General features: G+C 37.0%; 12 protein-coding genes, 4 tRNA genes and 1 other RNA gene. 8 read left to right on the plus strand and 9 right to left on the minus strand.

From position 1 onward, the window contains the following. The first annotated feature begins 161 nt into the window (after positions 1-161). A complete protein-coding gene (gene folE2, locus MT391_RS05660; RefSeq protein WP_166371874.1) occupies positions 162-1082 on the plus strand; it encodes a GTP cyclohydrolase FolE2 in 921 nt (306 codons plus the stop codon). A 142-nt stretch (positions 1083-1224) separates the two neighbouring features. On the opposite strand, the gene MT391_RS05665 is transcribed toward folE2, so the two are convergent. The 3 genes from MT391_RS05665 to smpB all read right to left on the minus strand — a co-directional run bounded on the left by MT391_RS05665 (position 1225) and on the right by smpB (position 2980). Beyond that, positions 1225-1902 (minus strand): pseudouridine synthase, encoded by a 678-nt coding sequence (locus tag MT391_RS05665; RefSeq protein WP_499442219.1) that lies wholly within the window; start codon positions 1900-1902, stop codon positions 1225-1227. Between the two features lie 143 nt (positions 1903-2045). Further along, positions 2046-2399, minus strand: a transfer-messenger RNA (tmRNA) gene (gene ssrA, locus MT391_RS05670). A gap of 95 nt (positions 2400-2494) precedes the next feature. After that, on the minus strand, positions 2495-2980 hold the full coding sequence (gene smpB / locus MT391_RS05675; RefSeq protein ID WP_025565722.1) for an SsrA-binding protein SmpB: 486 nt from the start codon (positions 2978-2980) through the stop codon (positions 2495-2497). 401 nt (positions 2981-3381) lie between these two features. Between smpB and MT391_RS05680 the strand changes: the two genes are divergently transcribed. Both MT391_RS05680 and MT391_RS05685 read left to right on the plus strand, forming a co-directional pair. Next, positions 3382-3819 carry a type II toxin-antitoxin system RatA family toxin gene (locus MT391_RS05680; protein WP_499497179.1) on the plus strand — a complete coding sequence of 146 codons (438 nt, stop codon included), beginning with the start codon at positions 3382-3384 and terminating at the stop codon, positions 3817-3819. Positions 3820-3840: 21 nt separating this feature from the next. Beyond that, positions 3841-4140 carry an RnfH family protein gene (locus MT391_RS05685; RefSeq protein ID WP_299659042.1) on the plus strand — a complete coding sequence of 100 codons (300 nt, stop codon included), beginning with the start codon at positions 3841-3843 and terminating at the stop codon, positions 4138-4140. 106 nt (positions 4141-4246) lie between these two features. Here the strand turns inward: MT391_RS05685 and MT391_RS05690 are convergent, their stop codons facing one another. From MT391_RS05690 to MT391_RS05700, 3 genes are all read right to left on the minus strand, one after another. Further along, entirely contained in the window at positions 4247-5488 is a 1242-nt protein-coding gene (locus MT391_RS05690) for an outer membrane protein transport protein (RefSeq protein ID WP_499497180.1), read from the minus strand. 260 nt (positions 5489-5748) lie between these two features. Next, a complete protein-coding gene (locus tag MT391_RS05695; RefSeq protein ID WP_499497181.1) occupies positions 5749-6645 on the minus strand; it encodes a glucosaminidase domain-containing protein in 897 nt (298 codons plus the stop codon). A gap of 490 nt (positions 6646-7135) precedes the next feature. Further along, entirely contained in the window at positions 7136-7489 is a 354-nt protein-coding gene (locus MT391_RS05700) for a hypothetical protein (RefSeq protein WP_028869634.1), read from the minus strand. A 506-nt stretch (positions 7490-7995) separates the two neighbouring features. Between MT391_RS05700 and MT391_RS05705 the strand changes: the two genes are divergently transcribed. The 4 genes from MT391_RS05705 (at position 7996) to MT391_RS05720 (ending at position 8511) form a co-directional block, all read left to right on the plus strand. Further along, a tRNA-Met gene (locus tag MT391_RS05705) sits at positions 7996-8072 on the plus strand. Positions 8073-8105: 33 nt separating this feature from the next. After that, positions 8106-8182, plus strand: a tRNA-Met gene (locus MT391_RS05710). Positions 8183-8316: 134 nt separating this feature from the next. Further along, positions 8317-8393, plus strand: a tRNA-Met gene (locus MT391_RS05715). Between the two features lie 41 nt (positions 8394-8434). Then, positions 8435-8511 (plus strand) — tRNA-Met (locus tag MT391_RS05720). 781 nt (positions 8512-9292) lie between these two features. Here the strand turns inward: MT391_RS05720 and MT391_RS05725 are convergent. The 3 genes from MT391_RS05725 to MT391_RS05735 all read right to left on the minus strand — a co-directional run bounded on the left by MT391_RS05725 (position 9293) and on the right by MT391_RS05735 (position 12583). Beyond that, positions 9293-10546, minus strand: coding sequence for a quaternary amine ABC transporter ATP-binding protein (locus MT391_RS05725; protein WP_166370004.1), 1254 nt, complete (start codon positions 10544-10546; stop codon positions 9293-9295). Between the two features lies 1 nt (position 10547). Further along, complete coding sequence (locus tag MT391_RS05730) at positions 10548-11438, minus strand: ABC transporter permease (RefSeq protein ID WP_166370002.1); 891 nt, start codon at positions 11436-11438, stop codon at positions 10548-10550. Between the two features lie 140 nt (positions 11439-11578). Then, positions 11579-12583 (minus strand): ABC transporter substrate-binding protein, encoded by a 1005-nt coding sequence (locus MT391_RS05735; protein ID WP_166370000.1) that lies wholly within the window; start codon positions 12581-12583, stop codon positions 11579-11581. Between the two features lie 527 nt (positions 12584-13110). Here MT391_RS05735 and MT391_RS05740 point away from each other — a divergent pair. After that, complete coding sequence (locus tag MT391_RS05740) at positions 13111-14490, plus strand: ATP-binding cassette domain-containing protein (protein ID WP_166369998.1); 1380 nt, start codon at positions 13111-13113, stop codon at positions 14488-14490. Positions 14491-14534 lie beyond the last annotated feature (44 nt).

Here is a 14534-nt window from a genome sequence, read left to right on the forward strand (position 1 = left end):
ATTTAAAATCAATCATTTTTTAAGTATAGGGATAAATTATCAATCACTTAGATAAAACCTTTGTATTTGGTGGTTTTTAATTTTTGTGATCCCGTTTATAATGCGCGCTTCTTTTTATATTCATTTATCCATGTAAAGCATGTTGAAGGGAGCCTTATTGAATGGCAATGCCAGATATCGCAAATAGTGCACAAGCTCAAACAGAAGGCGCGTTAGATCGCGTAGGTATGAGTAATATTGAGTTACCATTGATGGTACAAACAGATAACTGCCCTGCTCAACAAGTCAGTGCTAATGCTGAATTATTTGTTAATCTGGGTGACCCGCAAGCCAAAGGCATTCACATGTCACGCTTGTACCTGCAACTAGATCAACTTTCAACAGAATCTGAACTAACGTTAGCGACATTAACGACTTTATTAGAAGGGTTTATCGAGAGTCATCAAGACTTAAGTTCAGAAGCCTTTGTTAAAATCGCATTTGATTATAATTTACGTCGCAAATCATTAATCAGTGAAAAACGTGGTTGGAAAGCTTACCCAATTGTTATTATCGGACGTTTAATAGACGGAGAGCTGGATATTGAGCTTCAAGTTGATGTGCCATATTCTTCAACTTGCCCATGTTCAGCAGCGTTAGCTCGTCAATTGATTCAAGATGCATTCAGTAAAAAATATGCGCAAGCAGCAACACTTGATAAAGACGAAATTGTGGCTTGGTTAGGTTCTACTCAAGGTATTGTAGCAACACCGCATAGCCAACGTAGTGTTGCACAGGTGAAAGTTAAACTTCAGACAACTGCTGATAACTTCCCAATTATTGCACTGATTGATTTAATTGAAGCAACATTAAAAACGCCAGTACAAGCAGCGGTAAAACGTGAAGATGAACAAGAATTTGCACGTTTAAATGGTCAAAACTTAATGTTCTGTGAAGATGCTGCACGTCAATTACAATATGCATTACATCAACAAACACAATTTAGTGATTTTTGGTTACGCGTAAATCATTATGAAAGTTTACACGCGCATGATGCTGTATCGGTTACCACTAAGGGCATTAAAGGCGGTTATCAAGCTTAACCACTAATAACATTGTTTTATTAAGCTTAATAAAAAACCTTGTTCAGCAATGACCAAGGTTTTTTTGTATGCGAAAAAGAAAAATAAGATGAGTGCGATTGCTATTAAAAAACTAAGATCAGATTAACTATAGCCAAGCTAACTATTGCTCACCAATGGCCTCTAGAAAGGGGACATCAGTTTTAAAGCACACCATTTTTTTAGTGTAAGGATGCTTGATGCTTATTTCACTTGCATGCAATAACAAACGAGGAGATAAACTTAATGCCAACGGATCTGCATAAAAATCATCCCCTAAAATAGGGTAACCCATTGCCATCATATGCAATCGTAATTGATGAGTTCGCCCTGTAACAGGCATCAATTTAATTAATGTGCTTTGTTTTCCATAACTCACCACTTCATAAAAGGTTTTACAGGCTTTACCTGATTCAAAATCAACCTTATGTTTTGGCGGGTTCTCTTTGTCTTTACTCAGTGGTACATCGATACAACCTTGCGGCTGTGGCACATGTCCTAAAACACGCGCATAGTAGATTTTTTTTGTTTCACGTTCTTGAAACTGTATTTTTAGCGCCCTTTCAGCTTCTTTTTTTAAAGCAAAAATGATCACACCAGAAGTGGCTAAGTCTAAGCGGTGAACAGTATGGCTATTAGGATGTAATTCAAGCAGACGACTGTAGATACTGTCATGTCGTTCAATATCACGCCCCGGTACCGATAAGATCCCAGCAGGTTTATTAAATACAATCATATCTTTATCTTTATAGATGGTATCTAACCAAGGGTCTGTGGGAGGCTTATAATCAAAGTCATTCATAACAGTTCACTGCATTTAAATAGATTTTAAAGAATACCGATAGCGACATTAACGTCAATAACGTCAATAACGATACTAATATCAACATATGATAGATACAAAAAAGGCTGAAATCCGTTAAGAAATCAGCCTTTTTTAGTAGGTGGTGGAGATGGGGGGAGTCGAACCCCCGTCCGAAAAACCTACATCCTCGGTACTACATGCTTAGTCAGTTATTTGGTTAACTCGTTAATCTCCAACTGACAGGATATTAAAAAGCGAGTCCGATACTATTTCGCGGTTCACCCTCGAACAAGGTTCCCTCGCTATCCGATGTAAATGACCTTCCGAATCCCTACCCATTGGAAAAGCGCGGGTGGAAGGCTAGCTAGCCTAAGCTGCTAGAGAGTAGTTAGAGTCGTTTGCAACTATAACGTTGGCGGCTTTTTACGAGGCCAACCGCCACCTCGGCATGCACCTTGGGTTTCAAGAATCTCGTCGAGTCCTAAATCATCCCCACAGTGGTTAGTGATAAATCACCAACAAGTTAAGTTTAACAAAGCTAAGTGATGCAAGATAGCATTATCTTGCATGTTGTTTGCTAACTGCTTAATTATCGAACGCTATGCTTCATCATACGTTCTTTTTGAACTTGCCACTCACGATCTTTAACATCACTACGTTTGTCGTGATCTTGTTTACCTTTTGCTAAAGCAAACGAGATTTTTACCCACGCATGTTTCCAATAGAGTGAAATAGGAATAATGGAGTACCCCTGACGTTCTACTTTACCGACTAAGTTATCAAGCTCACGGCGTTTTAGTAATAATTTACGATAACGTAAAGGATCACAAACTACGTGCGATGATGCGGCGAGCAATGGTGGAAATGTTGCATTAAGTAAGAAAGCCTCTCCATTTTTTAAGAAGATATAACTATCTGCAATATTTGCTTTACCTGCGCGTAAAGATTTCACTTCCCAACCTTGTAACTCAATTCCCGCTTCAAAGCGTTCCTCTAAGTGGTATTCATGAGAAGCACGTTTGTTACGTGCAATCGTATTGTCGTTATTTTTTGGTTTTGAGTTTTTTTTAGCCATAACCTGCATTATACCCTTTATCATTCAAGGTGGAAAGTTCAGCAAGCATTGAAATGAACAGGATCTAGGCAGAAAGTTGGAGATATAACGGGTTAAATTATAACTTTCTAACCACTAAGATGTTTACTTCAGAATTTGCTCTATGAGTCGCTCGCTGAGAATCAACTTTGTAATACAATACTGAGTAATGATCAACTATTATCATCACCTTATGATCTTGATTTTAATCGACAAGCTAGTGACGGAGTAAAACATGTTAATGACTGAAATGTAACTAGCATTTGTTGTTAAATGATTATTTTATTTGTTTGAAAGTCATTCATTTATCAGCATTTTTTTGCTATTTTTTTTCAGTTCGCGCATCGCATCGTGTAAGATACCCTTTTTCAACGAGGTAAGATATGGCTAAAGTATCACGCAGCGCATTGTTGATGTATAGCGCACAAGAAATGTATCAACTAGTGAATGATGTGAATGCTTATCCTGAGTTTTTACCAGGTTGTAGCGAAACAACGGTTTTGTTAGATCAAGTGAATTTAATGAAAGCGTCCATTAAAGTTTCTAAAGCGGGTATTAGTCAAACCTTTGTTACAGAAAACACATTGGTTGAAGGCCAATCTATTTCGATGAAATTGCTAGAAGGCCCCTTTAAACATTTAAGTGGTGGTTGGACTTTCACAGCTTTAGATGAGCAAGCCTGTAAAGTGAGTTTAGATTTAGAGTTTGAATTTAGTAATTCCATTGTTAAATTAGCCTTTGGACGTGTTTTTCATGAATTAATCGGCTCTATGGTTAAATCTTTTTCAAACAGAGCAAAGACCGTTTACGGTACACGTTAATATATCTCGAGGGAGCATGTAATGAGTGGATTAATAGATATCGAAGTGGTTTATGGCATTCCCCACAAGCAAGTTTTGTTGTCATTAAAAGTACCCGAAGGGACAACGATTGAAAACTGTATAAAGTTATCAGGTATTGTAAAACACTTTCCTGAAATTGTGCCTAGTGAAGCGGTTGTAGGTATTTTTAGTAAGCCAGATAAATTAGATAATACGGTTAAGCAAGGTGATAGAATTGAAATTTATCGGCCACTAACCGCTGACCCCAAAGAGATGCGTAAACTAAGAGCAGAAAAAGCCAAGCAAGCGAAGAAGAGTTAGTTTGTAACGAAACCTGATAATGAAAATTTATGTTTCTGCTACCTACAAAAAAGCGCCTTTCGGCGCTTTTTTTGATCGATTCAATTTTTATTTTATAGTCATAAGATTAAAATTCGTGACTATATTGTACAGCAATTAATAATGCATCTGCATGTGTCGTACCTGTAATAGAAGATAGCGCAGTACTTTCAGAGACTGATACGTTTTGTCCTAACAGATAAGTTGCACCAAAATCCATATTACTATTTTCAGAGAAATGATAAGTAAAGCCAGCAGAGAACCATTGGCGATCTGAATCTGGTACCGAGATTGAAGTCACCTTATCTTGAGCGCTCATGTCGTACATATAACCTGTACGTAATGTCCACGTTTCATTTAAGTAATAAGTCCCTCCAATTGAGAAGTGCATTGCATCTTTCCACTTATAAGTACTGATAGTATCGAACGCGTCAGACTCTAATGTGTCGAATGAAGACCAACCAATCCACTGAACACTATAATGAACAGCATATTGAGTATTTTTAATACGATGATAACCAGAAAATTCAGCCATATCTGGTAACCCTAAATATAATGAGTCATCTTTAGTCTTAACACCATTGAAGGTTACATCACCTTTCACCTTTAATTCTGGGCTATAGTGATAAGATAATCCAAATCGATTATTTGCATTTAATTCAAATACAGCGCCTAAATTAAAACCAATCCCAACTCCTGCAACATCTGCATCTAAAGCAGTAATACCACTATAAGGCCCTAAATCATCGCTTAATGTTCTTTTTAATTCTCCTGTTCCATAAATAATGTCGACTCCAGCACCAAGGCTCCATTGCTGGTTAATACGATAAGAAGCTGCTAACCCTAAATTTAAACTTTTAACATCTGTGAGACCACCGAACTCTGAGCCGGAAAATGAGTCATTGAAGTCAGTTCGCGTGCCAAAATTGGAATATAAATCAACCCCCACAGCAAACGTTTCGTTAATTGGAAAAATAACATGTAGATTAGGTGAGACTGAGACGCCACCTGCATCATCATAACTTGAGCTTTTACCTGATGCAGTTAAGCCATTATAAACACCATCTGACACTGAAATATCTGTTTTTAAGACATTAACACCTAACGATAAAGCTGTTTTATCAAACAATGCCATTGCAGCTGCATTACGTGACATAACAGAGGCATTATCAGCAATAACAGCATCACCAGCAAAAGCGCGACCTAAGCCTGTTGCAGACTGTGAGTTTAATTGAAAACCAGCAGCATTAACTTGTAATGCAGTGAGTGAAATTGCACTCGCTAAGAGTGTTTTTTGGAAGAAACATAAACCTTGCATCTGAGTGCTCATAATACCAATCCTTGCTATTGTGATCTCAGCTGTATTGCATTATCACTTAATGATTATTAAAGAAGCATAATTCAGAAATGATATTTGCACTCAGTTATGCACTAAAAGCGTGACAGAGTGCAAATGCTTATCATGAAATTTTACTTAATTGGCGACATAAAGAAGGGATTGAATGAATTTAACAGTTAGCTAGTGCATTAAAAGTGATTAAAATTAATGCACTAGCGTAAATAAGGAAGATCTAAAAATTTAAATTAATATTAATAAACAAGATGTACTAAATTAGTATCAGACAAAAAAGTATCGTCAGTGACACCTAATTTGTTATAACGGATCAGTTCGCGTAACCCATCAATATAAGCCTGCCCACGCTCAGAATATTTAATCAAAGTACCCGCTAACAAAGTACCTGAAAAGGTTTTATTCGCTGCCACTTTTTTTGCTCGTAGGTCACGTAATGATTGATATGCTGAAGTAGAGTTAATATTCAACATATAACCTTCTACCGAAGCTAACGGAGTATCGAATCTCGCAATGCCATAATTACCTAATTCAGTACGTTGTTGTTTGGGTTTAATTCCATTACCACTAAAATCCCACTGTCCGAACAGTGCATTTCCTTCAAGTGCAAAACGTGACGTTCCCCAAGCACTTTCCTCCGCTGCTTGTGCTAATGCTAACGAAGGTGGAATAATATTAACGCGCTTCAATAACTTCTGTTTAAGCTTATTGGTTAAAACCTCTGTATCTTCATCTATAACACGATATTTAATAGCAATAGCGATTAAATCAGGAGACGTTAGCTTGGAATTTTTTACAATCTCACGCTCATGTAAAATATTTTCATTTGAGACTAAAATTAAAGGTAAAATCAAACGCAGAAAAATACTCTTTTTGGTGTTCACCGGCATATTTTGAGAAACTTTCTGCCACTCTGGACTAATCCCTTCAAATGTTAAACGCGGAACTTCCTTTGAGCCTTTATCCCAGTAACCAGGGGTATAATGTAAATCATTAAATACCTTTTCTAGATCCTCTAAAGAAGTAATTTTGATTTCAGTAGGGTTAGCCATCAATTGCTGAGTAGGAGAAATCTTCTCTGAACAGGCAGATAAAAACAGCACGCTACAAAGCATACCGATAATATATTTTTTCATAAAAATCTCCGTAAAATAATTAACTTTCAATTCGTTAACCGTTTCACTGTGGTAGTAATAAAGTAAATAACATCATTAGCATCGCGCAAACTAGGTTAATAATTGATTGCGATATGACAACACGACCTACAAATAAATTCATAAAATAATAAAAAATCATGATTACGTTCTATTTTTTACTATCAACAAGGTTCTAACCAATAGGCTATATACGTGGTACGCAGAAAAAAGGTTTACTTTGAATTGTAAATTGATGCCGTTAGAAAGATTGATAGTTACTTATTAATTCAATTTAAACTATCAACCCTTTATAACTAGATGTGGACTCTGTCACTAAAAATCAAGGGTATTGTTAAAAAATAGGCTGAGCCATCACTAATAAAAACAGAGACAAGACTCACGAGGAAGCCGTAAGTAATTTTAACATACGACACGTGTTAGTTGATGAGCGTGAGGGGTATCAATATCACTAAATAACCACCCACTTTAATTAAAGTGCGGAACTGCCTGAAAACAAACCAGCTAGGTTCAACAAATGAATAATAGGCAACATCAACATACACAATAATGCCAACCACATAAGCCAACCGATAAAACCATTGCTCCTCATGGTTTTTAAAATACTACCACCATGAGTTTTACCTACAAAGTATAAAAGGCAATATTGGATCAGCATGATCCCAATCACAACCGGTAATGCAGGTAACCCCAAAGACGCAACAACCATAGGAATAGTCAAGACTGACATATACGCAACAGCAATTATGATCACAAACTCTTTTGGACGAAAACCAGTTAAATCCTCAAGGATTGAATCACTCTGTGTTGTATCCTTATTTTTCATATATACCTCTTCATTTTAAACATTACGAGTGTTGTTCAGCATTACGGATTCACATTGAGAATTAAACAGCTCACGTTTTTAACAAAATGACATAGATTATCGTTAAAAATAACCTATGCAAATTATGATCATTAAAATTATAGCTATTAAAACTATGACCATTACAGCTATGACCATTAAAAGAATAGTTTTAATTTATGAACTCTTTTTAATGCCTACCCAACATTTGTATGATAAATGCAATTTCAGTGTTTGTCTCAATAAAATGATGCTTATAAGAGACCTATCATTTTTATTCACCCATCTCATTTGAATCTAAGTTAATTAATAAAGCATTTCCGTTAAAAATAATAATTATCAGTTATAAAACAAAATACTAGGTAACTGTCACCTTAAAAGATCAATTTGTTCACTCTTTAAGCAATCAAATACTAATTTCTTACAATACTGTAAATAACGCTTGCAATATAATGTGATCTCTATATCATTCGCCGCACTTAAACGGACGCGAGATGGAGCAGTCTGGTAGCTCGTCGGGCTCATAACCCGAAGGTCGTAGGTTCAAATCCTGCTCTCGCAACCAATCTTGTTTAAGTATTAAGTTTTATATATCGGACGCGAGATGGAGCAGTCTGGTAGCTCGTCGGGCTCATAACCCGAAGGTCGTAGGTTCAAATCCTGCTCTCGCAACCAATATTGTTTACAGGAAGCAAAGCCTATCGGGCTAATCTCCTTATAAACAATGGCGAAGATCGTAGATTATAATATTACTATCGTTACCGATTTTTAAAATGAAAAGCTTTAGAAAAAGAAACAATAAATCCGGACGCGAGATGGAGCAGTCTGGTAGCTCGTCGGGCTCATAACCCGAAGGTCGTAGGTTCAAATCCTGCTCTCGCAACCAATTTTTGTTTAAAAGAATAAAAAAGAAATATCAAATCCGGACGCGAGATGGAGCAGTCTGGTAGCTCGTCGGGCTCATAACCCGAAGGTCGTAGGTTCAAATCCTGCTCTCGCAACCAATCTTTGTTTAAAGAAAGAAAAGCTCATCGGGCTCAACTCTCTATAAACAATGTCGAAGGCCATAGATTCAAAACCTGCTCTCGCAACCAATCTTTGTTTAAATAAAGAAAAGCTCATCGGGCTCAACTCTTTATAAATCATGGCGAAGACCATAGATTCAAACCCAGCTCTAGCAACCAACTTCTAATACCTTTAGAAGAACTAATTCCAAGATAAAGTATAAATAAAACTTAAAATATTGGCACTCAATAAGGCAGTCTAGTAACTCGTCGTGCTCAGCTCTTTATAAACCATGGCAAAGGCCATAAATTCAAATCCTACTCTCGCAACCAACTTCTAATACCTTTAGAAGAACTAATCCCAAGAAAAAGCATAAATATAACTTCAAATATTGAAACCCAATAAAGCAGTCTAGTAACTCGTCAGGCTCAGCTCTTTATAAACCATGGCAAAGGCCATAGATTCAAACCCTGCTCTTGCAACCAACTTCTAATACCTTTAGAAGAACTAATCCCAAGAAAAAGCATAAATATAACTTCAAATATTGAAACTCAATAAAGCAGTCTAGTAACTCGTCAGGCTCAGCTCTTTATAAACCATGGCAAAGGCCATAGATTCAAAGCCTGCTCTCGCAACCAACTTCTAATTTTAGTAGAAGGTGAAACACAACATAGGTTCAAATAATAAATAATAAAAAAGCCCATTCTGTAAAAAATGAGCTTTCAATATTCTGTTTAGCTAATAACGCTGATTTTGCTTATCTCCAAACAACGTTATTTACTATTTTTGGGGTTCAGGATCTTTACTCTCTTGATCACTATCGCTACTTTCACTACTTCCTTGATCACTGAGTACTTCCGCTAACGTGGTACGAGATATGTGCCCTTCTACATCACCTTCGGCATTTAAAACAGCTAAAGGATGCTCATTATCTAACATATCAGAAATAACAGATTCCAATAGTGCATCACTTTGTACCGATGGCACATCTTCGAATAGTTCATCAGTAATCGCATTGCCATAATCACTTTTTTCAACATTTTCTAATGTTTCTTGTGTGATCATACCTTGATAACCATCATCATTTACAACGTAACCATAATCTTGTTTAGACTTTCGCATTTGTGCAACAGCTTCACCAATATTCTCGCTAGAAATACGACAAATTTGTGGTTGCATAACAGTCTCAACGGTTAATGCGCGCGCTCTATTTACATCTTTTACAAAGGCTTCAACATAGTCATCTATAGGGTTCAATAGAATATCTACAGGTGTACCTTGTTGAATGAGTAAACCATCTCGTAAAATCGCAATTTTGTCACCAATACGTAACGCTTCATCTAAATCATGGGTGATGAATACAATGGTTTTATGCAATTTATCTTGTAGTTCAATTAACTGATCTTGCATTTCACTTCGAATAAGAGGGTCTAGTGCAGAGAAGGCTTCGTCCATTAATAAGATATCAGCATCAGTACATAATGCGCGCGCTAATCCAACTCGTTGTTGTTGTCCACCAGAGAGTTGGCCAGGATATTGTTTTGCATACCCATCTAACCCCACCGTTTTTAACCATTCATTACCACGTTCTTCTCGCTCATTTTTAGCAACACCCTGAACTTGCAAACCATAAGTAATATTTTGTAGCACAGTGCGATGCGGCATTAAACCAAAACGTTGAAATACCATCGCCATTTTTTGACGGCGGAAATTTTGTAGGTCTTTGGCGTTTAACTGCATCACATCTTCACCAGCAACCACTATTTCACCAGCTGTTGGATCAATTAAACGATTAAAGTGACGAATCAATGTCGATTTACCTGAGCCAGATAACCCCATGATCACAAATATTTCACCGGGATAAATATCTAAGTTGATATCCGCTAGACCAACAGTATGGCCTGTTTCAGCTAAAATAGTCTCTTTAGATTTACCTGCTTTTACTTCTTCTAAAACTTTCTTCTCATTTTTACCAAAAATCTTATATAGATTTTTAATACTAATTAAAGGAGCGTTATTTTCATTCGAACTCATCTTAATGCCCCCCAAAGTTTTGTAACGTACGTTTTGCATAACTTTGCGAAATTCGATCAAAAATAATCGCTAACGCCACAATCGCAAGACCATTTAATAAACCTTGTGTAAAATATTGATTACTAATCGCCTGTAACACTGGTTGTCCCAATCCTTTAACCCCAATCATTGAGGCAATAACTACCATTGCTAATGCCATCATAATAGTTTGGTTAATTCCCGCCATAATCGTGGGCATTGCTAACGGAATTTGTACGCCAAATAGCCGTTGCATTGGGCTTGCACCATAAGCGGTGGCAGCTTCCAACACTTCTTTATCAACAAGGCGAATACCTAAGTTTGTTAAACGAATAACCGGAGGAATGGCATAGATAATCACCGCAATCACCCCTGGCACTTTACCGATACCCAGTAACATAACGACCGGAATCAAATAAACAAAGGCAGGCATTGTTTGCATCACATCTAAAATAGGTGTGACAAGCGATTGTACTCGATTAGATCGCGCCATCGCGACGCCAATTGGCATTCCTATTAGAATCGCTAATAAGGTAGAAACAATGATCATACTCATGGTACGCATTGTATCTTCCCACATACCGAAATAACCAATGATGACAAAAGCTACTGCGACTGAAATAGTTAATTTAAAGGAACGACTGGCTGCATATGAAAAAGCAGCGAGGGCTGCGATAACTAACCACCAAGGAGTTGATAATAGTAATTTTTCAAACCAAATGAGGGTGCTTAATAATGGGTCAAAGAAAGATTGAATAGCATCGCCGTATTCACGTGAAAAGTCACGAAAGAGACCATCTAATAATTTTTTAAAATCTCTTAATTCTTTACGATCAAGCTGCGGGATTTCTGACATCCATGACTTGTCTGACATTTTATTTTTTCTCCTGAAAAAATTTTAACCAACCTAGGTAAATATCTAGCTAAGCAGAACGCTAAAATTGATACAGTGTAAGTTATTTACTTACCTAGAATGATAATAAAGCCTAGCTTAACTAGGCTTTATAGGAAGGATTATAATTCTGCTAATGCTTTTTTAACTTTTGCTGCTGTGGGAGCATCAACCCATTGCGTCCATATTTCTTCATGATTAGTTAGGAAATATTCAACAATATAATCACCATCGGCTTGTTCGTCTTCTTTCCAAGCTAATAAGGCATTCATTTGTTCGTTAGTAAATGAACGACCAGCAAGATAAGCCACTACCTCTGGTGCTCTTTTCGCGAACTCTTCAGTAACAACTGATTCCACTGCTGAAGGCGGATACATGGTCACTTTAGGATTTAAACAATCGATTTGAGTTGTACAGTTTACGAACTCATCTTTATCGACGCCCGTTCCAAAGTCCACTTTAACCATTTTATATTTACCTAAAACAGATGTTGGAGCCCAGTAGTAACCTAACCAAGCTTCTTTGCGTTCATAAGCTTTAGCAATTGAACCTGATAAACCGGCACCAGAACCTGGATCTAACAGCTCAAAACCTGAAGCTTCTAGATCAAGTGCCGTAAACAGTTGAGTAGTTGAAATTTGACAGTTCCAACCAGAAGGACAGCCCATTAAAGCAGATTTAGTTGGATCTTCAGGGTGTTTAAATAATTTTGCATTGGCTCTAATACCTGCAATAGTTGCTAACGTAGGGTCTTTCTCAACCATGTAAGCAGGTACCCAAAAACCTTCTTCTCCACCATCGGAGAGTGTTGTACCCGCGTAGCGAATTCGACCTTCAGCAACCCCTTTATCTAATGCTTCACGCATTGCGTTACTCCAGAATTCAGGCGCGATATCAGGTTGCCCTTTTTCAATCATTGCAGCACCAGTTGGCATAGTATCACCAGGTACAAGCTCTGCATCACAATCAAAGCCATGTTCAACAATAAAGCGGTCAACATTGGCAATAACGGTTGCAGAAGCCCAGTTCATATCAGCAATAGTTACTTTGCCACATTCACTTGCCGCAGCAGGTAAAGTGAAAGAAGCACAGGCAAGTAGTAATGAAGATGAGATGAGTTTACGCATATTAATATCCTTATTAATGAAGTTTGCATTTACGGTTAAAAATTAGAATTTATGACTAAAAGATGAGGATTAACATAGCAAACGAATCGACATAGTACATTAAATAGGCTTATATTTGAAGGTATTAACTAAATTCACAGGGTTCGCAACCGATAAATGAGACCATGCTTTAATTTATTGAATTGAGTCACATTAATTTTCATCAGTATGCTATGTAAACATTTATGGTATGGATCAATGTTCGCTTTGGTACTTACTTAACGATGTCGACATAACCTTATTAAGATGAACAGATGTTAACTAATACCACTACCTTGCGTTAACATCTGTTAATAAACAACTAAATCAACAGTGCTAGTGACCAGTCTAGATACTTAGCTCGAGGCTAAGCTAGAGAATAAGCTAAGTATGAAAAACACAGTAACGCTCTCTAAATTAAGTTTTAAAATTGATAATTATAACTTACTCATTTATTTAACTTTGTGGCAAAATAAAATTTTCCTCCTTTTAACAGACTGAATAATTCTATGATAAATATTGTAAATTTAGCGCATGAAAAGTTAACCATCGATCATTGGCAAATACGCAACAATGAAAGCTGGTGCGTATTAGGCCGTAATGGGTCAGGAAAACAGTATATTGATCAACTTTTAACTGGCGATCTACAAATAGACAAAGTGGATCAACTCACTTTACCAAGCAAAGAAAAAGTAGGCATTATTTCATTTGAAGCACAGCAACAAACCTACGAAAATACGTTAGCGATGGAAGCGCCAGACTACGTAGACGCAAACGATGTTGGCACCAAAGCACAAGACTTTTTACCGCAAGATAAATGGAATGACCCACTGATTAGTGAGTTTGGACTCAGCCACCGTATGCAAACACGTTATATCCAATTAAGCACGGGTGAAAGTAGAAAACTATTGATTCTACAAGCTATATTTAGCGGTGCTGAATTGTTAATTTGTGACAATCCCTTTGATAGTTTAGACGTGCAATCCTGTGAAACTTTATCTAATGCGTTAGCACGTTTATCTAATACAGGCTTCACCATTGTACTAATGCTAAGTAATCGCCAAGATATTCCAAATTGGTGTAATAACATCGCCTTTATTGAACGTGGCCGAGTAGATGTAATTGGCCAGCTCGATGATATTGAAACAAAAAATCAATTAGATGCATTATTAAGTCCAGTACCTGACCACATTCCTTGGCCAGAAAACATACAACAATTATCTGATTATAATCATCCTTATTTAGTTAAACTAAACAAAGGCACTGTGCATTATGGCGGCGTTAATGTTTTTGAGGATTTAGATGTTGAAATAAAACCACTGCAGCATACTTTGATTACAGGGCCTAATGGCAGCGGAAAATCAACCTTAATGCAATTGATTACTGGAGATTGCCCACAATGTTATAGCAACGATATCCATGTACTAGGTTACAAAAGAGGTTCAGGAGAAACTATTTGGGATGTTAAAAAGAACATGGGAATAGTTAGCTCTGAATTACACCGCCAGTACCGTGTTAATGGCGAATTATTAACCGTGGTATTGTCGGGTTTTTATGACTCCATTGGTATGTATCAACAGGCCACCGCTCATGAAATTAACATTGCACAACAATGGCTAGAAAAGATTGGTTTATTGGATCAGCAAAAGAGTCTGTTTCAGAGTTTAAGTTATGGTGAACAACGACTGGCTTTAATCGCCAGAGCGCTGGTGAAATCACCCTATTTATTAATATTAGATGAACCAACGCAGGGTTTAGATGAGCTAAATAGGCATCGTGTACTTAACTTCCTAGAGCATCTAGCAACGCAACAACACAGCACCATGCTATTAGTCAGTCATCGAAGAGATGAGTTTTTACCTATTTTTGAACAACATATTACCCTTTAGCAAACTTCAAGGTTGAATTCGCTAAATAATAAAGTTTATAAAAC

The organism is Vibrio sp. 1-Bac 57, assembly GCF_037546855.1.
Classification (GTDB): Bacteria; Pseudomonadota; Gammaproteobacteria; order Enterobacterales; family Psychromonadaceae; genus Psychromonas.